We start from the raw sequence: 24,981 nt of genomic DNA on the forward strand, positions 1-24,981 counted from the left end.
ATCTTATTCTAAATTCCTTTCTTACTTTTGAGAAAGGAATTTTTTTTACCTCTATGACATTAAAAAAACTTTTAAATATCAGTGTTTTGCTGACCGCTTTTTTAGCATTTAGTCAATCTAAAGTTAAAGGTGTTGTAGTAGATGTTGATGGAAATCCCTTAGCTTTTGCAAGCGTAATATTTAAGAATTCTACAGAAGGAACTGTTTCTGATGAAGATGGTGTTTTTTATCTGTCATCGCCTAATACACATAAAGAACTTCAGGTAAGTTATGTTGGTTTTGATAAGTTAACTGTTGGCATAGAAAAACAAAATCAATACTTTAAAATAGTTTTAAAAGAAAGTTCTAATCAACTACAAACAGTTACCATTGTTGCAGGTAGAATTCCTAAAAAAGGGAACCCGGCAATTGCGTTGTTAGAAAAAGTTTGGGCAAGGAAGAAAAGTAATGGTCTTAAAATGTTCCCAAATTATGAGTATGAGAAATATGAGAAAATCCAGTTTGATTTAAACAATATAGATTCTTCCTTTACAGAGCAAAAGATTTTTAAGGGAATGGAATTTGTTTTTGATCAAATAGATACGTCCAGGGTTTCTGGAAAAAACTTTTTACCTGTTTATATAAACGAGTCTGTTTATAAGGTATATGGTAAAAACAAAGAGAATAATGAAGTTGTTAGAGAAGACTTAGTAGCCAACAAAAATTCTGGAATTGGAGCTGGTGAAGGGGTAACGACTTATATTAAAGATTTGTATGTGGATTATAATATTTACGATGACTATATTCGTTTGTTTGGGAAAAGTTTTACCAGTCCTGTAGGAAAGTCTGGAGTAAACACTTATAATTATGTTTTGGCAGATAGCGCTAATATTTCTGGTAAATGGTGTTACAATATTATTTACTATCCTATTCGTAAAAATGAACTGACTTTTAAAGGTGATATGTGGATTGCAGATACTGTTTTTGCTGTAAAAGACATTAATATGCAAGTTTCTAAAAGTGCAAATTTAAACTGGATTAAAGAAGTCTTTTTGGAGCGTGATTATAAGGTAGAAAATGATTCTGTAATACTTCCTGAAAAAGATTACATGATGGCGGATTTTAGTTTGCGCAAGAAAAAATCCTCTATGGGTGTTTTTGGAAAACGAACAACCTATTTTGATTCCTATAGTTTTAACAACCCTAAAAAAGAAGATTTTTACAAGAAAAAGTCTGATGTATTTGCCGATAGTATTTATAATGCCACAGAAACATATTGGAAAACCCATAGGCAAGAAACATTGGATAAAAATGAACAAGGTATTTATACCATGTTAGATACTTTAAAAACAGTTCCAAAGTTTAAAAAGATATACAATTTGGGAGTTATTTTGGCCACTGGTTATGTGGAGTTTCCAAATTTTGATTACGGTCCAGTATTTTCCACTTTTGATTACAATGATGTAGAAGGTGTTAGAATTAGAGTTGGAGGTAGAACTTACTTTGGGATAAATGATATGTGGAGAATTCAAGGATATACAGCTTATGGATTTAAAGATCGTAGAGTAAAGTATGGATTGTCCTATAAATACATGTTTGATAAGCAAAAAAGATTGATTTTTGGAATAGGCCATAGAGATGATGTAGAGCAAACAGGAGCTGGGTTAACTACAAGTAACGATGTGCTAGGGAGAAGTTTTGCAACTTCTGGATTGTTTTCTAGCGGAGCTTCAAACTTGTTAACAGACGTGCAATTGACTAATGTTTTTTTTAGTGCAGAACCTGTTGATAATATCAATTTTGAATTGAATTTTGTTCAAAGAAATTTAAAATCAGCCTCTCCAGCTTTTAGTTTGTCGTATATAGATGATAATGGAAATATCCAAAATAAAACACAACAAACAGAATTAGGTTTTGCAATAAAATATACTCCTAGAAGAAAAGTTTTTGGAAACGGAGTAGAACGTAAAAATGTAAATGATAATTTTCCTGTTTTTTATTTAAGTTATGCCAATGGTTTTGGAGCTTTATTTAACAGTGAATTTAATTATCAAAAATTACAAATGTATTATAAACAGCCCTTTTATATTGGGGCTATTGGTAGAACTACCACAACTTTAGAGGTTGGTAAAACTTTTGGAGAAGCTTCTTTAGCACTTTTAAATATTGTGCCAGGGAATCAGTCTTTTTTTAATATCCAAAATACTTTTGGATTGTTAAATTATTATGAGTTTGTAACAGATACTTATGCATCACTTCATTTTGAACATAATTTTAATGGTCGAGTTTTTGGTAAAATTCCTTTTTTAAGAAAGTTAAATCTTCGTGAAATTGTTGGAATAAAAGGAGCTTATGGAACCATTTCACAATCAAATATCAATAGAAACTTACCTGCATTTCAATCTTTACCTTTTTTAAATCTTGAAGCAAAAACGATTGCCCCAAGTAAAATTTATTATGAATACAATGTTGGAATTGATAATATATTAAAGGTTTTTAGATTGGATTTTTATTGGAGAGGGAATTATTTACACCATCCTAATGCTAATAAATTTGGGGTTAAAGGTTCTTTTGGATTTACTTTTTAATATTGAAGTTTTTTTTATTTGTACTTTTGTGCCTTGAAAAATTAAACTTACTTAACTTAATTATATATGGCATTAAAAATTTTTGGACATAGGTCACCAGATACAGATGCAACTGCATCAGCAATTGTATGGGCTTGGTATTTAAATCAACAAGGAGTAGAGGCTAAACCTTACGTGTTAGGAACTCCAAATACAGAAGCACTTTTCGTGTTAAAGCACTGGGGTTTTGAAGTACCAGAGTTATTAACATCTGTGTCTAAAAATGATGAGGTTATTATTGTAGATACTAATAATCCGGAGGAGTTGTTTGAAAACATTAATGAAACTAAAATTCACCAAATTATAGATCATCATAAATTGGTTGGAGGAATACAAACAGCTGAGCCAATTGATATTACTATTAAGCCTTTAGCTTCTACAGCATCTGTAATGTATCTAATTTTAGGGTCTGAAGAAGTAGAAGATTTGCCGAATGAAATTGCTGGTTTAATGTTGTCTTGTATTATTTCTGATACTTTAGAATTCCGTAGTCCTACAACTACCGAAGATGATAAAATGATGGCTGAGCATTTGGCTTTTAAGTTAGGATTAGATATCAATGAGTATGCAACAAAAATGTTTGAAGCAAAGTCTGATATTTCTGCTTTTTCTGATGAAGAGTTAATTAAAATGGATAGTAAAAAATATGAAGCAAGTGGAAATAAATACAGAGTATCTGTATTAGAAACCACAAGTCCGAATATTGTTTTAGAAAGAAAAGACACTATTTTGTTAGCAATGGAAGCTATAAAGGTGAAAGAAGAATTAGATGAGGTACTATTATTTGTTGTTGATATTTTAAAAGAAGAATCAACATTGTTTGTGCCAAATGATGTGGTAAAACAAGTAGCAGAATCTAAGTTCAACGCAACAGTAACAAGTGATTTAGTTGTACTACCTGGTGTAGTATCTCGTAAAAAACAAATAATTCCAGTGTTGTAATAGGTAACAATCTTAAATAAAAAAGTCCAGCTAGTTTATAGTTGGACTTTTTTATTTGATGTTGTTTTATAGTTGTAAAGTTTTGATTTTAAAACAAACCATGCACCTGTGCATCAATTCGGTCAATAATTTGTCCTAAATCTTCTGGGTTCGTTACATAATCAAGATTATCGATATCAATAATTAACTTTTTTCCTTTGTCATAAGAAGTAATCCAAGCTTCGTATCTTTCATTTAACCTACTTAAATAATCAATGTTGATAGAGCTTTCGTATTCACGTCCTCTTTTGTGAATTTGTCCTACCAAAGTTTTGATGTCAGCTCTTAAATAAACCAATAAATCTGGAGGAGTAACCAAGTTTTCCATCAATTCAAATAATTGGCTATAGTTGTTAAAATCTCTATTGGTTAGTAAGCCCATAGCATGTAAGTTAGGAGCAAAAATTTTGGCGTCTTCGTAAATGGTTCTGTCTTGAATAATGTTTTTACCGCTTTTTTGAATTTTTAGAATTTGTTCAAAACGAGTGTTTAAGAAATAAACTTGTAGGTTAAAAGACCAACGTTCCATTTCGTTGTAAAAATCATCTAAATATGGATTGTCTTCAACACTTTCAAAATGCGCATCCCACTTATAGTGTTTTGCTAAAAGTTCTGTTAAGGTAGTTTTACCTGCTCCAATATTACCGGCAATTGCTATGTGCATAAGACTATGTGTTTAAACGCTAAAAATAGTTAATTTTTAGGAATAGGAAGAGCGTAGATGTTGTTCTCCTTAAAAAAATAGAGTTTATTGTTAATTACCTCAAATGATTCAATATTACTAGGTGTAGATAGTGTTTCATTATTTTTATGATATAATTTTCTCTCTTTGATATAATAAGTCTTGATGAGCGATTTTGGCAAAATGATATTTTCGGTATTAAAAACGTCTTCTTTTCTGGCTAGGAAGTTATATTTTGTGAGTTGATTTTTAGAATCAAGCACTAACGCTTGGTTTAAGTTTCCTTTTAACTCAACAATGTTTTCTTTTATAGGGATAGAGCTAATTTCTGTTTTTTGTGTTTTAAAATTGTAGAGTTTAATCATCATGTTGATGTTGTCATACAGCCAGATTTTATCTTTACTAGCATTGGAAATTAATTCTGTGCCAATAGGAACCTCAAATTGAGTAATAAAACTTAGTTGATTGTCTAATAAAATTACCTTATTAAAAAACTTATAGAGTAATAATATTTGTAATGGGTTACTGATGTCAACTACGTCTGGAATTCCGTATTCTACGTTTTTGTAATCGTTTTTTAAACCGCTTTTATGAAGTGCATCGTTTTGTAAATAATAACAATTTTCATAGATGTCTACACCTACAAATTTAGTTGCATTTTTAATGATTGCTTCTTGACAAAAGCAGTTTAAACAACAAAAGAATAGAAAAATCCAAAGTTTCATATTCAAATATAAACTAATAAATTTTAGGTTTTTCATTTGGGTTGTATTCAACCCCCATTAAATTACCATATCTGTGATAATTGTGAGAATAACTTTGTTCAATTAAATAATTCAAAAGTTCAATACGCCCACTATTTCTAGGTTCATAATTGTAGACGTGAATCGCATTTTGATGACATCTAATTAAAAAATGGTCAGACAAAACACCTAAGGCTCTTACACAGGTAAAATCTTTAGGGTGATGTTTTAAGGCATTACCACAAGTGTCTTTAATCAACGGAATATTTAAAAATTCAGCAATGTACTCTACCTTTTCTATATGTCTTTGAGGGGTGTGTACATCATATAATAGGAGTATTTCTTTATAGGTAGTGTAACTACAAATATTGTATTGCCCACGTAAGTTTACATAGTCTATTTTTTTGCTAAATAATTCATCATACCATTTTTGATAATCTTCTTTCCAATCTGTGGTTTTAGATTTAATATTGGTAAACTGTAAAACATAATTAATTCCACCCGCTTTCATTCCAAATCCAAAACAAGAAGCTTTAATTCCTCCAAAAGGTTGTCTTTGTACAATAGCTCCAGTGGTAGATCGGTTAACATATTTGTTTCCGGCTTCTATATGATTGTTCCAATATTCAATTTCATTATCATCTAAAGATTCAATTCCTGCAGTTAAACCATAATCAACATTGTTGGCTATTTCCACAGCATGTTTTAAATCATTGGCTTTCATTACCGATAAAATAGGGCCAAATAATTCATTTTGATAAGGATAGTCATCAGTAGTAACATCCCAAATAATTCCTGGTGTTAACATGTGGTTTCCATTTAACCTAGGTTTTACCAACCATTGGTTGTCTGATGTATTTTGGATTACATGTTTTATTTTTTCAGAAATAGGTACGGCTAAGGGACCAACTTCTGTAGAAAAATCCCAAGGATTTCCAAAAACTTTACTTAGAGCAGCATCTTTTAATAAAGTTTTAAATTCTTGATCATTAAAAACATCTTCGGTTAAAATTAATAAAGAGGTAGCAGAACATTTTTGACCAGCATTACCAAATGCAGATTGAACAATGTTGATACAAGCTTGTTCTTTGTCTGCTAAACTGGTTACAATAGTACTGTTTTTTCCTCCAGTTTCTGCGTATAAATTTAATTGAGGATTTCTTTCTAATAAGAAATGAGCTGTTTCGGTTCCTCCAGTTAAAATAACAGCATCAAAAATATTTCCTGTGCTTAAAAAATCATCTAAAATACTTTCTTCACAAGGTAAAAAGTAAAGAGCATCTTTAGGAATACCAGCCTCCCATAAACATTTACAGGTTAAGTAGGCACATGCAGAAGCGTTTGTTGAGGGTTTTAAAATCACTTTTTTTCCTGCTGCTAATGATGCTAAAGCCCCACCAATAGGAATGGCTATAGGAAAGTTCCATGGAGATAATACTAGGTTAATTCCTTCGTCATCACTTGTAAACTCTTTGGCTATTTCTAAACTACTTTCTGCATAAAAATTGGCAAAGTCTATTGCTTCTGATACCTCTACATCTACTTCTTTTACTGTTTTTCCTAATTCTGCTACGGCAACTCCAATTAAATCAGCTCTGTTTTTTTCAATTTCTACAGCAGCTTTTTTTAGTAGATGTACTCTTTGTTCTACCGTAAAACTTTGCCATTCTGTTCTGTTTTCAATAGCTTTTTGATAATCTTCTTTTAAAGACATTTCGTAATCCCAAGGAGGAGTACCAGACCAGTTACTAACTTTTACGGTATATCTTTCGTGTTGGTCTAAGTCACCTATTACTGGAATAGTTGTTCCAATAATGTTTTCGGGAGTTTTCCAATCGGTTTTAATTTTTTGAGCCCATGCAATGTTTTGAGGTAAATTCCAATCCGTATTTGGTACGTTTTGAAATCCTTCCATCAATGTAGGGTTCTCATTATTTCTGTCTTGTTTTCTGTTAGGATTGGTGTTTAAGTTTTCCATTAAAGAAATAGATTTTAAGAATTCTTCTTTTAAACTATCCCATTTTGGAGAACCTACTTTTAAGTCATAACCTTCTTTTAAAAAATTTCCTTCTTGTGTCCCTTCATCTAGTCGTCTAACCAAATAAGCAATGGCTGCACTGTATTGATTTTCTTTAACAGTAGGAGTGTAGAGTAATAGACTTACTTTTTCTGCTAATAGATTATCTACTGTTTGGTTGGCCATTCCTTCTAACATTTCAAAATCAACACAATCTTCTAGTTGATTTTGTTTTACCAATTGTAAAGCAAAAGAAATGTCAAAAATATTGTGTGATGCCACACCAACGTTTACTACTCTTGCCGATTGTGCTGTAAGCATTTCGGATAATATTTTTTTATAATTGGCATCTGTTTCTGCTTTGCTACTATAAGTAGCTAGTGGCCAATCTTCAATAGAAGCTTCGGTCATTTCCATTTCCATATTAGCTCCCTTTACCAATCTTACTTTTACAGATGATCCTCCATTGTTTACACGTTCATTAGCCCATTTATAAAGTTTTCTGTAGTAATGAATCATTTCGGGAATGTAAGCCTGTAAAACAATTCCTGCTCTAATATTTTTATATTCGGGTAAAGACAAGGTTTTGATAAAAACATTAAAAGTGATTTCTAAATCTTTGTATTCCTCCATGTCTAGGTTTACAAATTTTTGAACTCCAGTTTCTTTTTCAATTTTTAAAATTTCATCATAAAACATAGAAAGCCTAGTAGATAATTTTTCAACTGTGTCTTCGTGTGCTAAAGAGGAAATTTGAGAAAAAATGGTAGATATCTTAATAGAGATATAGTTTACATCTTTTCTATTTAGTAATGTTAAATATCCTAAAATTCTTTTCTGAGCTTCATCTTCACCAATTAGTGCTTCTCCAATAAGATTTACATTTAAGGTGATGTTTTGTTCTTTTCTTTTTTGAGCGTGTTTTTTAAATTTTTTACTGTTGATAAAAAAAACAACATCACTAGAAGTGGCTTGAATCTTTTTTAACATGATGGAAACACTAAAAGTAGGAGTGATTTTTCCTACTACTGCAAAAACTTTTAACAAAAGATTCTCTATAGGTGTAAAAAGAACTTGATAGTTTTTGTGGGTTTTTAGTAGAAAGATAACGTGATTTGCTACTTTTTTATAATTTTTAGATCGGAAGGCAACATCCATCATTTGTATTAAAAAATGTTTGGACTCTGGAACTTCTATAATCGTTTTAAGCCGATCTGCAAATGGATTTTTTACAGTCGTTGTTCGTTGGGTTTGTAATTTTTTTGCTAATCCTAGGGTGTTTTGTATTTGTTTCTCCATATCCCATTAAGTTATATAAAACGTAATGGATAGCCAAACAAAAAGCCTTTACAATTAATTGTAAAGGCTTTTGTAAATGTATGTTAATGCTTTTATAAGTTAAAAGCTTTTTTAACTTGGTCTACATAGTCTAATTTTTCCCATGTAAAAGTTTCTACTTTTATTTCTTTTCTTCCTTCGTAAGGAGATTCAAAAACCACAGTTTTTACTTCTGGAGTACGTCCCATATGTCCGTAAGCTGCAGTTTCGGTATAAATTGGGTTACGTAATTTTAATCTGCTTTCAATAGCAAATGGTCTCATGTCAAAAATAGAAGAAACTATTTCTGCAATTTGTCCATCTGTTAAATCAATTTTACTAGTTCCGTAAGTGTTTACAAAAATCCCCATAGGTTCAACAACTCCAATAGCATAAGAAACTTGAACTAAAATTTCAGAAGCTACTCCAGCAGCAACCAAGTTTTTAGCAATATGACGAGTTGCATAAGCAGCAGAACGGTCTACTTTACTAGGGTCTTTTCCAGAAAATGCACCTCCACCGTGAGCTCCTTTACCACCGTAAGTATCAACAATAATTTTACGACCAGTTAAACCAGCATCTCCATGAGGGCCACCAATTACAAATTTACCTGTTGGGTTGATGTGGAACTTGATATCATCACCAAATAAAGCTTGTGTATCTGCATCAAAACTAGCTTTAACTCTAGGAATTAAAATATTAATGATGTCTGATTTTATTTTGGCTAACATAGCTTCATCTTCATCAAAATCATCATGTTGCGTAGAAACTACAATAGCATCAATACGCTCTGGCTTGTTATCATCAGAATATTGTAATGTTACTTGTGCTTTTGCATCAGGACGTAAATAAGTAATGTCTTTCATTTCTCTACGTAAAGCTGCTAATTCTTTTAACAAACGATGAGAAATTTCTAAAGCCAAAGGCATATAGTTTTCTGTTTCGTTAGTTGCGTAACCAAACATCATTCCTTGGTCACCTGCACCTTGCTCTTCTTTACTCGCTCTATCAACTCCTTGGTTGATGTCTTGAGATTGTTCATGGATAGCAGATAATACTCCACAAGAATTTCCATCAAATTGATATTCACCTTTTGTGTATCCAATTTTGTTGATGGTGTCTCTGGCAATTTGCTGTACATCTAAATATGCTTTAGATTTTACTTCTCCAGCCAATACTACTTGACCAGTAGTTACTAAAGTTTCACAAGCTACTTTAGAATCTGGATCATAAGCCAAAAAGTGATCAATTAATGCATCAGAAATTTGATCTGCAATCTTATCTGGGTGTCCTTCTGAAACGGATTCAGAGGTAAATAAATATGACATATCTATTTGTGTTTTATATTTAATATTTATTATGCTGAATGCCTTGGTCGGCTAAAGAAGTAGATAATTACTGCTTTAGCTCTTTATTTCTTACAATAATAATTGTAAAAGAGGTGGCAATCAGTTCAAATCTTTCCCCTTTTTGTGGCGACAAAATTATAAAAAAGAAATGGAATAGGAGTTGTTAAAATTGTCTTTCTTTTTTTTGAATTTTTATAAGATGATTTGATGTATGTAGATTATAGAGTTGCAAAAGGGTTTTATATATTTGTTAGTTACGTAATTAGAAATTATTAAAAAAGAAATTGTTATGGATGGTCAAAGACTAGAGACTTCTGCATTACATGCAGGACATGATACAACCCAAACACAAGGAACAAGAGCGGTACCTATTTACCAAACCTCTTCTTATGTGTTTAATAATACGGAGCATGCTGCAAACTTATTTGGGTTAAAAGAATTAGGTTTTATTTATACAAGATTAAATAATCCAACCAACCAAATTTTACAAGAGCGTTTGGCGGCGGTAGAAGGAGGAATAGGTGCGGTTGTTTTTGCATCAGGAACTTCTGCTATTGCAACAGGATTAATGACTTTGTTAAAAGCAGGAGATCATATTGTGGCCTCTAGTAGTTTGTATGGAGGAACTTATAACCTATTAAATGTTACTTTACCTAGGTTAGGGATTACAACTACTTTTGTTGATGCATCAAACCCTGAAGAGTTTAAAGCTGCTGTACAAGATAATACAAGAGTATTTTTTGTAGAGTCTTTAGGGAATCCAAAATTAGATGTGCTAGATTTAGAGGCCATTGCTGAACAAGCAAAAGCAGCTGAGGTACCTTTTATTGTAGACAATACAGTTGCATCACCAGCGTTGTTAAATCCTATTAAGCACGGAGCTAATTTGGTAATACACTCGTTAACAAAATATATTGGAGGACAAGGAAACTCTCTAGGAGGGGCTATTATTGATGCAGGTACTTTTAATTGGGCAAACGGAAAATTCCCGGAATTTACAGAGCCATCAGCAGGATATCATGGATTGGTGTATCATGAAGCAATAGGTGCAGCAGCTTTCACTTTTAAATTAATCTTAGAAGGATTGCGTGATTTTGGAGGAGCTTTAAGCCCAACAAATGCTTTTAATATTATTCAAGGTTTAGAAACTTTACCAGTAAGAATTAAACAACATAGTGCAAGTGCATTAGCGTTGGCTACTTGGTTAGAAGAAAGAGAAGAGGTTGCGTGGGTAAATTATCCAGGATTAAAATCTAGTAAATATTATGATTTGGCACGAAAATACTTGCCAAATGGACAAAGCGGTTTGGTTACTTTTGGTTTAAAAGGAGGTTATGAAGCAGCTAAGAAATTTACGGATGCTACTCAAATATTTTCTTTATTGGCAAATATTGGAGATACAAAATCATTGATTATTCATCCGGCAAGTACAACACATCAGCAATTAAGTGAGGCAGATCAAGCAGGGGCAGGAGTAACGCAAGATTTGATCCGTTTGTCTGTTGGTTTAGAAAATATAGAAGATTTAAAAGCAGATATTGCACAAGCATTTAGTAAAATTTAAACGTAACCTAATGTTTGTATTTTAAGACTATAAAACCATCACTTTAAAGTGATGGTTTTTCTTTTTTTAAGTCTTTTATACATTTCTTTTATTTCGCAATTTATTTTATATCTTTGCCACAGCTCATTATGTATTGAAGTAAGTTATCATGAAAGGTAGAGGGAATAGACCCGTTGAAGCCTTAGCAACCCTTTTCTGTTTTGTTAGAAATGAAGGTGCTACATTCTACTAGCAGTTTTTGTTAGATAGATAACACAGGAGCAATTCTCTTATAAAATCACGATAACTTAACAACATTCACAAATTCACTCTATATTTAGATTAGGGTAGAAGGTTATTTGAGTTTAAATGATTTTACGACATTGAATAAAAGTTTACAACATAGAACACTAAAAGATTACACTACCTTGGTAGGAGTGCATTATCCTAACTTAGAACTTTCTTACGAAGTTTTTGGTCAGCCATTGCACTCAGCACCTGTAGTGTTAGTAAATCATGCGCTTACAGGGAATTCCGATGTGGCAGGAGAGCATACAGGTTGGTGGAAAGGAATTGTGTCTAAAGGGAATTTGGTTGATACCAATAAGTATACAATCATCTCTATAAACATTCCTGGAAATGGATATGATAATAAACCAGAAAATTTAATAGATGACTACAAAAGTTTTACCGTTAGAGATGTAGCTCAGTTGTTTGGTTTGTTATTACAAGATTTAGGAGTTAGCAAATTACACGCTATTATAGCAGGTTCTTTAGGAGGTGGAATTGCTTGGGAAATGGCAGTGTTGTTTCCAGATTTAGCAGATTATATTATTCCTATTGCTTCTGATTGGAAAGCTACAGATTGGATTTTAGCTCATAACAAAGTGCAAGAGCAAATTTTAACCAATTCTAAAAAACCTGTGCACGATGCTCGTATGATGGCCATGTTGTTTTATAGAACAGCAGCATCTTTTAAAGAAAAGTTTAATAGAACACAAAACGAAGCTTTAGGAATTGCCAATGTAGAAAGCTGGTTGTTGCATCATGGTTATAAATTAGAACAAAGGTTTGAGTTAAAGGCTTATCAAATGGTAAATCATTTACTAAGTACTTTAGATATTACTGCGGAAAGAGGAACTTTTGAAGAGGTGGCTAAAAACATCAAAGCAAAAGTTATTCAAATAGGAATAGATTCAGATTTCTTTTTTGTGCCTGAGGAGAATAGAGAAACTCAAAAAGTTTTAGAGAGTATAGGAGCAAATGCTTTGTATAAAGAAATCACTTCTATCCATGGACACGATGGGTTTTTGGTAGAAGATGAGCAGTTAAAAGAATTGTTGAAAGGTGTGTTTTAAGAATTTTAGAATATATGGTCTTCGAATAGCCTGTACTGAGCTTATCGAAGTATAGTCGAGAAGTAAAAGAGTAGATGTCAGTTCGAGTTTTTAATGAAGAAACGAAATTAAAAAGTATCGAGAACAGATGTGAAAAAGTTGATTTGATGAACTGTTTAGGTGTTAAATAAACTCAAAGACAAACGCATAAAGATCAAAATAAAAATATTGATGTAGTGTATAAACTTTACACAAATCAACAATTAAACAAATAAACCTCAAAAAATGAAAGTATTAAAATTTGGAGGAAAATCATTGGCAAATGGAGAAGGAATTAAAAGTGTTATTTCCATTCTTTTAAATAAAATAAAAAACAAAGAACAAATCGTAGTAGTTGTTTCTGCAAGAGGAACTGCAACCGAAGATTTGTTTGAGTTGTTGGAAAAAGCTAAAAAAGGAGAAGATTATAAAACTGCTTTTGAAACTTTTAAAAACAATCAATTAGCACCTTTTTCTACCGTAGATTTTTCTCAAGAATTTTCTTTTCTAGAAAAAATTTTTGAAGGGGTAAATTTATTAGGTGATTACAGTCCTAAAATAAAAGATTTAGTATTAGCCTATGGTGAGTTGTTAGCTGGTAAAACAGTTACAGCTTTGTTAAAATCCGAAAAGGTGAATGCTCAATACACAGATTCTAGAGAGCTTTTTAAAACGGATAATGTTTATGGAGAAGCTACTTTATTAGAAGAAATTACAGAAGAAAATACCAAAAAGTATTTTCAGAATATAGATTTATCAGCAGTAGTGCCAGTAGTAACTGGTTTTGTTGGGGCTAGTTTAGAGGGGGAAACAACTTCTATTGGGAATAATGGAAGTAATTATTCAGCTTCTTTAATTGCAGGATATTTAAATGCAGAAGAGTTAGAAAATTATACCATAGTTAGTGGAATTTATACCGCTAATCCTGCGTTGGTTTCTAATGCTCAAAAAATAAATCACTTGTCTTTTAACGAGGCAAATGAATTGGCAAACTTGGGAGATAATGTACTAGATGCTAAGGCAATTATTCCTTTGGTAAAAAAGAATATTTCTTTGCGAATTTTAAATACGTTTGAGCCAGAAAGCCCTGGGACTTTAATCAATGCTGAAGCGAGTTCTAAAAACGGAATCAAAGCTATTTCTGTGCAAGAAAACATGGCTTTGGTAAGTTTAGAGGGTAGAGGTTTGTTAGGAAAAGTAGGGATTGATGCTCGTTTGTTTGCTGCTTTGCAAAAGGAAAATGTTAGTGTGGGAATCATTTCTCAAGGTTCTTCAGAAAGGGGAATTAGTTTTGTAGTAAATGGTAAAGATGCTCATAAGGCAAAAGATGCTTTAGGAAATGAGTTTAATTTAGATTTTTTAAGTAATGATATCAACAGAATATCTATTACAAGAGGAGTAGCAGTTGTGTCTATTTTGGGAAATTCATTAAGTTCTTTTAATACGTCATATACTGCGTTGGTTAATAATAATATCAAACCGTTGTTGATTAATAATACAGTAACGGGTAATAATGTTTGTTTGGTGATAGACAATAAAGAATTAAGAAAAGCAGTAAACGTAATGCATGGAGAAATTTTTGGTATAGCCAAAAAAATAAACGTAGCAGTGTTTGGTGTTGGTTTGGTTGGAGGAACTTTAATCAAACAAATTTTAGAGAGCAAAGAGAATATCTTAAAGCGTAAAGGAATTGATTTAAATGTTTTTGCAGTAGCAAATTCTAAAAAAGTGTATTTCAATGCTGATGGAATTCAAGAATCTTGGAAACAAGATTTAAAAGAAAGTGGAGTTCCTTATAAAGGAATTGAAGCTATTGTAAATTATGCAAAAGAGCATCATTTAGGGAACTTAATTGCTGTTGATAATTCTGCAAGTGCAGGAATGACAGAGAATTATATTCCTTTAATAGAAAACGGTTTTAACTTAGTCTCTTCTAATAAAATTGGAAACACAAAATCTTTAGATTTTTACAATGAGTTGCGTTTGGCTTTAATGCAAAACAGAAAACAATACTTGTACGAAACCAATGTTGGTGCAGGATTACCTTTAATTGATACCATTAAGTTGATGCATGCATCAGGAGAAAACATCACAAGAATAAAAGGGGTTTTCTCTGGAACTTTAAGTTATTTGTTTAACAATTTCTCTGCTAAAAACGTAAAGTTTAGTGAGGTGTTGAATGAAGCGGCTGAACAAGGATTTACAGAACCAGATCCTAGAGAAGATTTAAATGGAAACGATGTTGGACGTAAATTGTTGATTTTAGCTCGTGAATTAGATTTACAAAATGAGTTTGATGATGTGCAAATTCACAATTTAATTCCAGAACATTTAAGAGATGGTGATACAGCTTCTTTCCTAAATAAATTGGAGGAGTTAGATCCAATTTATCAAGAAATAAAAGACAAACAAGAACCAAATCACGTATTGCGTTATATAGGTGATTTACATGGTGATTTGGCGTCAGATAAAGGAATTTTAGAAGTAAAATTAGTTTCTGTACCTAGTGATTCGGCTTTAGGACAAGTAAAAGGAGCCGATTCTATTTTTGAAATTTATACAGAATCTTATGGAGATCAACCAGTAGTAATTCAAGGGGCTGGAGCTGGAGCAAATGTAACGGCTCGTGGTGTCTTTGGAGATATTATGAGATTAACAGAACTTGAATTGTAAATTCAAGTTAGTACTGAGTAGTCAGTACAAAGTAATTAGTTTAAATGAATGTAAAACTATGTACTCAGTACTCAGTACTTTGTACTAAATACTAAGCGAAGCAATGAGCAATAAAAAAAACTTCGAAACCCTAGCGGTAAGAACGCAATCAGAAACTACTCAGTTTTCGGAGCATTCAGTACCCTTATATTTAACATCTGGATTTGTTTTTGACGATGCCGAAGAAATGAGAGCTTCTTTTGCCGAAGAAAAACAAAGAGATTTATATAGTAGATACAGTAACCCTAACACAAATGAATTTATAGAAAAAGTTTGTTTGATGGAAGGTGCCGAAGCTGGTTTTGCTTTTTCAAGTGGAATGGCAGCCATCTTTTCTACTTTTGGAGCATTGTTAAGTGCAGGAGATCATGTGGTTTCATGTAGTTCAGTTTTTGGAGCAACACATGGTTTGTTTACCAAATATTTTCCAAAATGGAATATCAACTGTTCTTATTTTGATGTAAAAGATGTTGATAAAATTGAAAGTTTAATTCAGCCAACAACAAAGTTTATTTATGCAGAAACACCAACCAACCCCGGAGTTGATGTATTAGACTTAGAATTGTTGAGTAGTATTGCCAAAAAACATGGCATCCTTTTAATTATTGATAACTGTTTTGCAACGCCTTATTTACAGCAGCCTATAAAGTTTGGGGCAGATTTGGTAATACATTCTGCAACTAAATTAATGGACGGTCAAGGTAGAGTAATGGGAGGAATTACTGTAGGTAATAAAGAATTGATTAGAGAAATTTATTTGTTCTCTCGTTTAACAGGGCCTTGTATGAGTCCATTCAACGCTTGGGTGTTGTCTAAGTCTTTAGAAACTTTAGCAGTAAGAGCAGATAGACATTGTGATAATGCATTAAAATTAGCAGAGTTTTTAGAAAGTCATCCTAAAGTAAAATGGGTAAAATATCCTTTCTTAAAATCTCATCCTCAATATGAAATTGCTAAAAAGCAAATGTTAAAAGGAGGTAGTATTGTTGCTTTTGAGGTTGAAGGTGGTGTAGAAGGAGGGAGAAACTTTTTTGACAACATAAAAATGTGTTCTTTATCGGCCAATTTAGGAGATACTAGAACCATTGTAACACATCCTGCAAGTACAACTCATGCTAAGGTAGAGGCTGAGGTAAAATTAGCTGTAGGAATTACCGATGGAATGGTGCGTTGTTCTTTAGGTTTAGAGCATATAGATGATATTATTGCTGATATTAAACAAGCTTTAGAAGCATAAAATAATAAAAACCGAGTCTGTGAAAAGCTCGGTTTTTTTATGCTTAAAAATATTAGTTTTTATTTTTAATATTCTTTTTCATTAAAAAAAGAGGGCTTAACTTAGAGCAGTAAATTTTTAAAAATAGTTATGATTAATTTAAAAGGAAAAAACGCTCTTATTACTGGAGCAGGTAAAGGAATAGGAAAAGCAATAGCCTTAGCATTGGCTGCTGAGGGAGTAAATATTGCGTTATTGGCAAGAACTGAAAAAGATTTGTTAGCCACTGCTAAAGAAGTAACTGCTTTGGGGGTTAAGGCGGTTACAGTTGTTGCAGATGTTGCTTCTTTAGAAGAAGTAAATAAAGCAACAGGAATTGTTTTTAGCAAATTTGACAGCATTGATATCTTAATCAACAATGCAGGGATTGGAAAATTCGGAAAGTTTTTAGAATTAAGTGTTAAGGAATGGGAGCAAATAATTCAGGTAAACTTAATGGGGACTTATTATGTAACTAGAGCTTTTTTACCACAAATGATTGAAAGAAATTCGGGAGATATTATTAACATTTCATCAACGGCAGGTTTGCGTGGAGCAGCGGTTACAAGTGCTTATAGTGCGTCTAAATTTGCTGTTTTAGGCTTAACAGAATCTTTAATGCAAGAGGTGAGAAAAAATAATATTAGAGTAACTGCATTAACTCCAAGTACTACGGCTACAGATATGGCTATAAACATAAACTTAACCGATGGTAACCCAGAAAGGGTTATGCAGCCTGAGGATATTGCAGAATTAATTGTAGCCCAATTAAAATTAAACAGAAGAGTCTTTGTTAAAGATGCAGGAATTTGGTCAACAAATCCTTAGTAGATTTTATATAAAAATAAACAGCCCATCATTTTAATGATGGGCTGTTTTTGTTAATTATTGTATTAGCTTCCAATTTCTGTTAAAGGAGCATTTTTAATATCTTCATAAAACTTTGCAAAAGTTACATGCATATAAGGAATTAGCCATAAAAACCCAATACCTAAAGTTAGAATACAAAGTAAAGACCATCCAAAAAACCTTAAACACAGTCCAAAATACTTTGCTTTGTACCCATACATCATTTCTTTACTTTTTCTTAGGGCTGCTTCTGGTCCAATTTCTGGTTCATCTACCATAATAAAAAACACCATAGAATAGGATATTGCAGCTATAATCCCAGGAACAATTAAAAGTAACGTCCATAATAAAACATATAAAGTAACTAATAAGTAAGCAACAAGTGTATTGACAAAATGATCAAATCCAACAAAGAGTTGTTTTAGGTCTTCTTTTTGGTTTCTAGATATATTTAGTGAAAAAGTCGCCAATCCAAATGCAAATGGACCAGCAATTATAATTGTAGCAATTGTTCCAAGAATAGGAATAGTTGATAATACCCCAATAAGAATATTGTATATTAAAAAGGTAATAATAGCTGTTCCCCATTTTAAATCAAGAGAGGCTCTAGCTTGTTGCATTAATTTAACATTTTCAGTTGCCATGTTTAGTGTATTTTAAATTGTTATAAGTTTTTTGTGATTTGGTTTGCAAAATAATGATTTTAAATAGATAAGTGTACTAATATATACTGTGTTATTCATCACATTTCCTTTTTTGTTATCTTCGTTAAAAGCTTAATCGTTGAAAGAAAAGATTTATTTATCCCCACCAGATTTAAAAGGAAATGAACAGGCCTTATTAGAAGATGTTTTTAAAAGTAATTGGATTGCTCCTCAGGGACCCATGCTTGCTGCTTTTGAAGATAATTTAACTAATATCACAGGAAGTAATTATGGGGTTGCGTTAAGCTCTGCAACAGCGGCTATTCATTTAGGTTTACAGGTTTTAGGTGTTGCAAAAGGGGATAAAGTTTTGTGTGCTACATTTACTTTTGTGGCCTCGGTGAATCCTATAACTTATCTTGGAGCAATTCCTGTTTTGGTTGATGTTGAAAAAGATACATGGAATATTTGTCCTGTTTTGTTAGAAAAAGCAATTCTTAAAGAAATTGAACAGGGCACAAAACCTAAAGCGCTTGTTTTGGTTCATGGATATGGAATGCCAGCTAAAATTGATGAGGTTTTAGCAATTGCAAAAAAATACGATGTTTTGGTTTTAGAAGACGCAGCATCGGCTTTAGGTTCAAAGTATAAGCATCAATATTGTGGAGCTTTTGGAGATGTTGGTGTGTATTCTTTTAACGGAAATAAAATTATTACTACTTCTGGGGGTGGAATGTTGGTAACGGCTCAAAAAAAAATAGCAGATAAAACTTTGTATTTGGCTACACAAGCTAAGGAAATGAATACTGAATATTTATATCATCAAGTGGGATATAATTATAGGTTGAGTAATGTTTTGGCTGCTATTGGTTTAGGACAACTAGCATTGTTATCTGATTTTGTTCAAAAAAGAAGGGAAAACCATCAATTTTATAAAAAAGAACTTCAAGGTTTAGGACTTGAGTTTTTAGAAGATACTAGTCATACAAAAAGTAATTTTTGGCTAACAAATGTATTGTTTAATAGTTTTGAAATTAAAGAAAAAGTAAGGTTGGCTTTGTTTGACGAGAATATAGAATGTAGATCCTTGTGGAAACCTATGCATCAGCAAAAAATATATCAATCAGCTACTTTTTATGGTAACGGAAATAGTGATGATTTTCATCAAAGAGGATTGAGTTTACCTAGCGGATCTTCTATGTCGACACAAGATTTACAAAGAGTTTGTAGTGTGATAAAATCTTGTTTTTAAAACCATTTTTTCTTTCTAAAATAATATACAGAAACAAGTGTAATAATAATCATTGCACCTAGTAAAATAAAATAGCCGTTGTGATGTTTTAGTTCGGGAATGTACTCAAAATTCATCCCGTAAATTCCTGCTAAAAAAGTTAGGGGAATAAAGATTACAGAAAAAATAGTTAAAGTTTTCATCACTTCATTTAAACGATGTCCTTGTATACTAAATATTAGGTTGATTTTACTTTCCATTTCTTGCAAGTCAAAATCAATAGTGTTTAATATGTTGTGAATTTGAGTACTTAATTCACTATAAAACTTTTTGTTTATTTTTTGTTGCTCTACTTTTTCTAATTTGGTAATAATATCTCTTAAACTGGTTACCGCTTTTTTAAAGGTGATAATGGTGTTTTTTTCCTTTTCTATATTTTGTGTAAAATCTGGAGTAGGTTTTACATCGCTTCCTTGAATTAAAGTTTCCATAGAAGAGGAAATATTTTCATAGGCTTCTTCGTAATTGTCAATAATAGATTCTAAGATTAAGAATAGTAAATAATCTGTTTTTTTGTTTCTAACAATTCCTTTGTTTTCTCTAATTCGTTCTCTAATCCATTCAAAATAATCACCTTTTTGTTCTTGAATACTCCAAAGAATATGAGGAGTTAAAATAAAAAACATTTGTTCTGTTTGAAAGTTTATGGTCTCGGTTTTTAAGACCTTTATTGTTACAAACAAAACATTATCTAGTTCTAAAACCTTGTTAGGGTGTTTTTCTTCAGAAATTAATTTTAGTAAAAAATCATCTAGTAAACTTTGGGTGATGATTGATTTAAATTCATTTTTATGATGTGTACCATAGGTGTTTAGCCACTTGATTTTTTTAGAATCACTATTAAAATCTATTTGCTCAAGTGAAGTGATAGGATCACAAGAGTGAGTTTCTTTAGAGTATTCTATTAGTGAGGTGCTATTAAAAAAATCTTTTTTCATATCTGAAATTAAAATTATGACTCTTTGTTTTTAATGTGTACATCTAATTGGTTAAATGGTACCGAAATACCATTTTCTTTAAATGCTCTAGCTATATTTATTCTAATTTCGCTTTTAATTTTTTCAACACCAAATATATTTACAGTATAAAAAATTACTGTAAAGTCTAAAGACGAAGCTCCAAAGTTAGAAAATCTAACATCTACTTCATGTTTTCTGATGACTTCTGGATGAATTTCGGCACATTTTTTAAGCACTTTAATAACTAAATCTACATCACTACCATAGGCAACACCCACCTTTACGGTAAATAGGGTAGTAGGTCCATGATGACTCCAGTTAACTACTTTGTTTGTAGTAATTAAAGAGTTAGGAATAATAACAGAGATGTCATATCTGTTAATGGCTTTAGAGGTTCTAAGTCCAATACTTTGTATTTTAACCACATCGTTGTCAATTTCTAAAATGTCACCAACCTTAGTGGTTCCTTCAAAAAGTAAAATTAATCCAGAAATAAAATCGTTAAAAGTTTGTTGTAAACCTAAACCTATACCAACTAATAAAGCTGCAGAACCAGCTAATAAAAAAGTGATTTCAATTCCAAGTCCTTCTAGCATAAATACAATTCCTATTACCCAAAGAAAATAAGAGGATATTTGGGCTAAAGCATAAGCGTTGGAGTGATCTATACCTCCCACATCTTTACGTTTATGTATAATTTTAGAAACGATCCAAACCAAAAGTCTGGTAAAAACAAAAATGGCTAATACCAATAAAAGATTAAATATTTTGATGGAATTTTCTCCAACTTTAATAATCTCAATATTGATAAATTCATTCAATGCATCCATGTAAAATAATTTTACATAAAAGTAGCTAAAAGGCAATAAAAATAAAGGTTAAAATGGTTATTTATCCACCAATAGTAATCATACTTCGGTTGTCTAGGCGTAAATCATCCGAAGTAAATTGGTTTTGAGTATCCATACCACCACGCATTTTCTTTTTAGATTGAATGGCAACTTTAATAGGAGTTTCAATATTTTCACCAGCTCTTAAAGCTGTTAATAAATCTTCTTCTCCACCAGAAAATAAGCAGTTTTTTAATTTACCATTGGCCGTTAAACGGATTCGGTTACAACTATCGCAAAAAGGATTGGTTACCGTACTAATAATTGCAAAACTTCCTCTGGCATTTTTTAGTTGGTAATTTTTAGAAGTATCATTAGGAGCATCATTTATTCTTATAATATTGTCTGCTCCAAAATGATTTTTAGCTGTTTCTACAATGGTAGCCAAAGAAACAAGTTGGTCTAATTTCCATTCGTTTCCATTAAAAGGCATAAATTCAATAAAACGAAGGTTTAGATTATGATGTTTGGTAAATTCAATAAAATCATTGATTTCATCATCATTTACTCCTTTCATTAAAACGCAATTAAGTTTTACTTTAAAAAAATCATCATTAGCAAATAGCATGATGTTTTTGTAAACTCTATCAAAATTTTTGCGTCTAGTAATTTCGTTAAATTTACTAGGGTTTAAAGAATCAATACTGATGTTTATCTTTTGGATATTACATTCTTTAAAAAGAGTTACAAATTTATCTATGGTAATTCCATTTGTGGTAATAGAAAGCTCTACAGGAAGTGTTGCTAATTTTTTTAAAATAACAGCAACATCTTTTCTAACCAAGGGTTCTCCTCCTGTAATTCTTATTTTTGTTACCCCTAAATCCACAAACTTTTTAGCAATTTCAAAAACTTCATCATAATTCATAATATGATCTTTAGGAGACAATTGAATCCCTTCGGCAGGCATACAATAAGTACATCTTAAGTTACAACGCTCTGTAATAGAAATTCGTAAATAAGTATGTTCTCTTTTAAAAGAGTCAATTAATATGTGGTCTGTTTTTTTGATATGCTGTTGTTTTTAATTATTGTTATTGCTTCTCGAGTTCACTCGAAGGCTTATTTTTATTTATCTAAAAGTAGTTAAGAATGCATTGATTTCATTATTCAATAATTAATGCCTTTCTCCTTTTAGAACACCATAAATATGTAAAATAGCAGGGAAAATTGCTTCCATAGATTCTTCTGCTCCCTTAGTCGATCCTGGTAAAGCCAAAACTAAGGTATTATTAATAACTCCAGCTACACTGCGCGAAAGCATAGAATAAGGAGTTCTAGTTTGTCCGTAACTTCTAATAGCTTCTTCAATTCCTGGTATTTGTCTTTCAAACAAAGGAATCAAAGTTTCTGGAGTGACATCTCTTTTTGATAATCCTGTTCCTCCTGTGTAAATAATTAAATCAAAATCTTGTTGACTATTGGTGATGGCTTTATCTCTAATAATGTCTTTTTCATCAGGAATAATGGTATACTCTCCAATAGTAACTTCACATTCTTTTAATTTATTGATAATTGCTTTTCCTGCTTTATCTTCTTTTTTTCCTGCAGAAATAGTGTCAGAACAAACAATAACAGAGGCTTTTAAACCGGCTCCAGAATTTTTATGAAAAGTAGATTTCCCTCCTCTTTTTTCTAGCAACTTAATACTTCCTATTTCTACTTGTTTGTCAATAGGTTTAAGCATGTCATACATGTTTAATGCAACTACGCTTGCTCCATGCATAGCTTCAACTTCAACGCCAGTTTTGTAAATGGTTTTTACAGTCATTAAAATAGTAATTTCTAAACCATTTATTTGATACTCAACACCTGTAAATTCAATAGGTAGTGGATGGCAGTCTGGTAATAAATAAGGTGTTTGTTTAATACCTAACAATCCTGCAGCACGACTCATTTCAAAAACATCCCCTTTAGGAACAGTTTTGTTGTTAATAGCATCAATAGTTTCTTGCTTGCTAACTTTCACTATTGCTTGTGCAGTAGCAGTTCTTAGGGTTGGGCTTTTATGTGTGATATCTACCATTCTTGAATTGTTTATTTTCTATTGATTATTATCTATTGTTATTGGCTGTTTTTCTTGATGCAATAAAAATAGATGTCAATTCTTTAGATTCTTGTATTAAACTTTTAGCTAATTGATGTTCAATAATATTTTCATCAATTAAAAACTCTAACCAAAAGTTAGCTTCATCAACTTCTTCTATTACAATACTGATTTTTGAAATAAAACTAGCTTTTGATTGGGCCAAACATGTAGCTCTATAATTTGCTGCAACAGATGTACTACATCTAATTAATTGACCTTTTATATGATTTGAAAGATAAGTTTTTGGAAAGAATTCAGTTAGTTTAATACAGTTATGTGCAAACTTTTTGGTTCTTATTTTTAATACTTCTTTCATATTTAAAATAGTTTGCTATCTATTGGTAACTAATTTTAGTTTTTAATATGTAGCATTAATCAATATAAAATAGTCAATATAAAATTTACGAATTAACTTTCCACTGATGGCTTTCGTCTTCAAAAATTTCTTTACCAAAAATAGGACTTTCTGCTTTGATAGTTTCTACCAAATATTCTAAAGCTTTCATTGCTTCTTTTCTTCTAGGCGAAGACACAAAAACAAATAGACAAATTTCACCAGCTTTTACAGCGCCTAAACTGTGGTAAATATGCATGCAGGTAAGTTCAAACTTATCAAAGGTAGCCTCTCTAATTTCGCTAAATTTAGTGTTGGCCATTTCTTCATAAGCAGTATACTCAATAGCTGATACTGTTTTACCATTTATTTCATCAGCCCTTACTTGACCCAAAAAAATATCATGAGCACCTATGCTTGTTTTGGTCTGATGCTTGGCTATAGAATTGGCAATAAAATCTGGAGTAATAGCTCCTTGAATAAATACATTGTGTTTTTTCATGTCTTTTACCTTTATACTTATACAAAGGTAATCATCCTCCAGCAAATGGAGGTAAAAAAGCCAATTCATCTCCGTTTTTTATAGGATAATTTTTAGAGACTATTTTTTGATTTACAGCAATGTTATAAGTGATGTTAGTTAGTGTGGGATATTTGCTAAGGATCTTTTTTTCAATACTTTCTAGAGTGCAATCATCCACTTCTAAAGAAATAGATTCTTGATTTAAGTTGGTTGTTTCTACCAACATTCCAAAGTATTTAATGGTGATTAGCATATGTTGTAGCGTTCTAAATCTTTTGGGGTGTTAATGTTTACTATTTTTTCTTTAATATGGTCTGGGGCAACAATCGTTTTTGCATCTAGTTGTTTGATGACAAAACGTAATTTTTGAATTTTATTTTTAAGAGCTAATTTAAAAATACCTAAACATTTTCGGTTGTATAATGCAATTAAAGGTGTTGTTCTGCTATTACAAATATATTGAACAATATCATGTTTATTGTTGCGCTCATCTAACAAAGGTTTAAAAACTTCAAAATCTACTTTTGGAGCATCGCAACTTACAATAATACTATAGTTGGTTTTACTAGCTTTTAGTCCAGTATATACTGCAGCAACAGGACCGTAATCTTTTACATTGTCTGGAATTCTTTTTACACCAAACTGATCATAAGTTTCGTGATTACTAACAATAATAATTTCATCAACAATAGGGGTTAATTTGTTAATGATGTGTTGAGTGAAGGTAATGTTGTTAAGTGTTAGGGTTCCTTTGTCGGTTCCCATTCTTGTGCTATTTCCACCCGCTAGAATAATTCCAGTAATGTTCTTTTGCATAACAA

The 24,981-nt window shown here is 31.5% G+C and carries 21 protein-coding genes and 1 riboswitch; of the genes, 8 read left to right on the forward strand and 13 right to left on the reverse strand.

What is annotated here, in order from left to right; all coding sequences use genetic code 11:
• The first annotated feature begins 53 nt into the window (after positions 1-53).
• Both AXE80_RS01280 and AXE80_RS01285 read left to right on the forward strand, forming a co-directional pair.
• Positions 54-2,567 (forward strand): DUF5686 family protein, encoded by a 2,514-nt coding sequence (locus tag AXE80_RS01280; protein ID WP_068824110.1) that lies wholly within the window; start codon positions 54-56, stop codon positions 2,565-2,567.
• 66 nt (positions 2,568-2,633) lie between these two features.
• A complete protein-coding gene (locus AXE80_RS01285) occupies positions 2,634-3,548 on the forward strand; it encodes a manganese-dependent inorganic pyrophosphatase (RefSeq protein WP_068824111.1) in 915 nt (304 codons plus the stop codon).
• Positions 3,549-3,636: 88 nt separating this feature from the next.
• On the opposite strand, the gene AXE80_RS01290 is transcribed toward AXE80_RS01285, so the two are convergent.
• The 4 genes from AXE80_RS01290 to metK all read right to left on the reverse strand — a co-directional run bounded on the left by AXE80_RS01290 (position 3,637) and on the right by metK (position 9,674).
• A complete protein-coding gene (locus AXE80_RS01290; protein WP_068824112.1) occupies positions 3,637-4,251 on the reverse strand; it encodes a deoxynucleoside kinase in 615 nt (204 codons plus the stop codon).
• Between the two features lie 29 nt (positions 4,252-4,280).
• A complete protein-coding gene (locus AXE80_RS01295) occupies positions 4,281-4,994 on the reverse strand; it encodes a hypothetical protein (RefSeq protein ID WP_157359317.1) in 714 nt (237 codons plus the stop codon).
• Between the two features lie 13 nt (positions 4,995-5,007).
• Positions 5,008-8,328: a proline dehydrogenase family protein gene (locus tag AXE80_RS01300; RefSeq protein WP_068824114.1), complete on the reverse strand. Its 3,321-nt coding sequence runs from the start codon at positions 8,326-8,328 to the stop codon at positions 5,008-5,010.
• A gap of 92 nt (positions 8,329-8,420) precedes the next feature.
• Positions 8,421-9,674 carry a methionine adenosyltransferase gene (gene metK, locus AXE80_RS01305; protein WP_068824115.1) on the reverse strand — a complete coding sequence of 418 codons (1,254 nt, stop codon included), beginning with the start codon at positions 9,672-9,674 and terminating at the stop codon, positions 8,421-8,423.
• A gap of 310 nt (positions 9,675-9,984) precedes the next feature.
• On the opposite strand from metK, the gene AXE80_RS01310 reads away from it, so the two are divergent.
• The 5 genes from AXE80_RS01310 (at position 9,985) to AXE80_RS01330 (ending at position 17,409) form a co-directional block, all read left to right on the forward strand.
• The gene (locus AXE80_RS01310) at positions 9,985-11,259 is read left to right on the forward strand and encodes an O-acetylhomoserine aminocarboxypropyltransferase/cysteine synthase family protein (RefSeq protein WP_068824116.1); all 1,275 of its coding nucleotides are present in this window, start codon (positions 9,985-9,987) and stop codon (positions 11,257-11,259) included.
• Positions 11,260-11,399: 140 nt separating this feature from the next.
• Positions 11,400-11,515: riboswitch (SAM riboswitch) on the forward strand.
• A 106-nt stretch (positions 11,516-11,621) separates the two neighbouring features.
• Positions 11,622-12,596, forward strand: a complete 975-nt coding sequence (locus tag AXE80_RS01315) for an alpha/beta fold hydrolase (protein ID WP_068824117.1) — start codon at positions 11,622-11,624, stop codon at positions 12,594-12,596.
• A gap of 264 nt (positions 12,597-12,860) precedes the next feature.
• Positions 12,861-15,287, forward strand: a complete 2,427-nt coding sequence (thrA, locus tag AXE80_RS01320) for a bifunctional aspartate kinase/homoserine dehydrogenase I (protein WP_068824118.1) — start codon at positions 12,861-12,863, stop codon at positions 15,285-15,287.
• A gap of 103 nt (positions 15,288-15,390) precedes the next feature.
• Complete coding sequence (locus AXE80_RS01325; protein ID WP_068824119.1) at positions 15,391-16,563, forward strand: trans-sulfuration enzyme family protein; 1,173 nt, start codon at positions 15,391-15,393, stop codon at positions 16,561-16,563.
• A 129-nt stretch (positions 16,564-16,692) separates the two neighbouring features.
• Positions 16,693-17,409, forward strand: coding sequence for a 3-ketoacyl-ACP reductase (locus AXE80_RS01330; RefSeq protein ID WP_068824120.1), 717 nt, complete (start codon positions 16,693-16,695; stop codon positions 17,407-17,409).
• A gap of 65 nt (positions 17,410-17,474) precedes the next feature.
• On the opposite strand, the gene AXE80_RS01335 is transcribed toward AXE80_RS01330, so the two are convergent.
• Positions 17,475-18,074 (reverse strand): DUF975 family protein, encoded by a 600-nt coding sequence (locus tag AXE80_RS01335; protein WP_068824121.1) that lies wholly within the window; start codon positions 18,072-18,074, stop codon positions 17,475-17,477.
• 139 nt (positions 18,075-18,213) lie between these two features.
• Between AXE80_RS01335 and AXE80_RS01340 the strand changes: the two genes are divergently transcribed.
• Positions 18,214-19,326, forward strand: coding sequence for a DegT/DnrJ/EryC1/StrS family aminotransferase (locus AXE80_RS01340; protein ID WP_068824122.1), 1,113 nt, complete (start codon positions 18,214-18,216; stop codon positions 19,324-19,326).
• Here the strand turns inward: AXE80_RS01340 and AXE80_RS01345 are convergent.
• The 8 genes from AXE80_RS01345 to mobA all read right to left on the reverse strand — a co-directional run bounded on the left by AXE80_RS01345 (position 19,323) and on the right by mobA (position 24,976).
• Positions 19,323-20,303, reverse strand: a complete 981-nt coding sequence (locus AXE80_RS01345; RefSeq protein WP_068824123.1) for a magnesium and cobalt transport protein CorA — start codon at positions 20,301-20,303, stop codon at positions 19,323-19,325. The genes AXE80_RS01340 and AXE80_RS01345 overlap by 4 nt on opposite strands.
• Before the next feature lie 14 nt (positions 20,304-20,317).
• Positions 20,318-21,154 (reverse strand): mechanosensitive ion channel family protein, encoded by an 837-nt coding sequence (locus AXE80_RS01350; protein ID WP_068824124.1) that lies wholly within the window; start codon positions 21,152-21,154, stop codon positions 20,318-20,320.
• A gap of 61 nt (positions 21,155-21,215) precedes the next feature.
• The gene (gene moaA, locus AXE80_RS01355) at positions 21,216-22,226 is read right to left on the reverse strand and encodes a GTP 3',8-cyclase MoaA (protein WP_068824125.1); all 1,011 of its coding nucleotides are present in this window, start codon (positions 22,224-22,226) and stop codon (positions 21,216-21,218) included.
• A 105-nt stretch (positions 22,227-22,331) separates the two neighbouring features.
• On the reverse strand, positions 22,332-23,240 hold the full coding sequence (gene moaCB, locus AXE80_RS01360) for a bifunctional molybdenum cofactor biosynthesis protein MoaC/MoaB (RefSeq protein WP_068824126.1): 909 nt from the start codon (positions 23,238-23,240) through the stop codon (positions 22,332-22,334).
• Positions 23,241-23,268: 28 nt separating this feature from the next.
• Positions 23,269-23,619 (reverse strand): four helix bundle protein, encoded by a 351-nt coding sequence (locus AXE80_RS01365; RefSeq protein WP_068824127.1) that lies wholly within the window; start codon positions 23,617-23,619, stop codon positions 23,269-23,271.
• A gap of 85 nt (positions 23,620-23,704) precedes the next feature.
• Positions 23,705-24,139: a molybdenum cofactor biosynthesis protein MoaE gene (locus tag AXE80_RS01370; protein ID WP_068824128.1), complete on the reverse strand. Its 435-nt coding sequence runs from the start codon at positions 24,137-24,139 to the stop codon at positions 23,705-23,707.
• A 31-nt stretch (positions 24,140-24,170) separates the two neighbouring features.
• Positions 24,171-24,413: a MoaD/ThiS family protein gene (locus AXE80_RS01375; RefSeq protein ID WP_068824129.1), complete on the reverse strand. Its 243-nt coding sequence runs from the start codon at positions 24,411-24,413 to the stop codon at positions 24,171-24,173.
• Complete coding sequence (gene mobA, locus AXE80_RS01380; RefSeq protein ID WP_068824130.1) at positions 24,407-24,976, reverse strand: molybdenum cofactor guanylyltransferase; 570 nt, start codon at positions 24,974-24,976, stop codon at positions 24,407-24,409. The genes AXE80_RS01375 and mobA overlap by 7 nt, the downstream gene beginning before the upstream one ends.
• Between the last annotated feature and the right edge of the window lie 5 nt (positions 24,977-24,981).

It is taken from the genome of Wenyingzhuangia fucanilytica (genome assembly GCF_001697185.1).
Classification (GTDB): domain Bacteria; phylum Bacteroidota; class Bacteroidia; order Flavobacteriales; family Flavobacteriaceae; genus Wenyingzhuangia; species Wenyingzhuangia fucanilytica.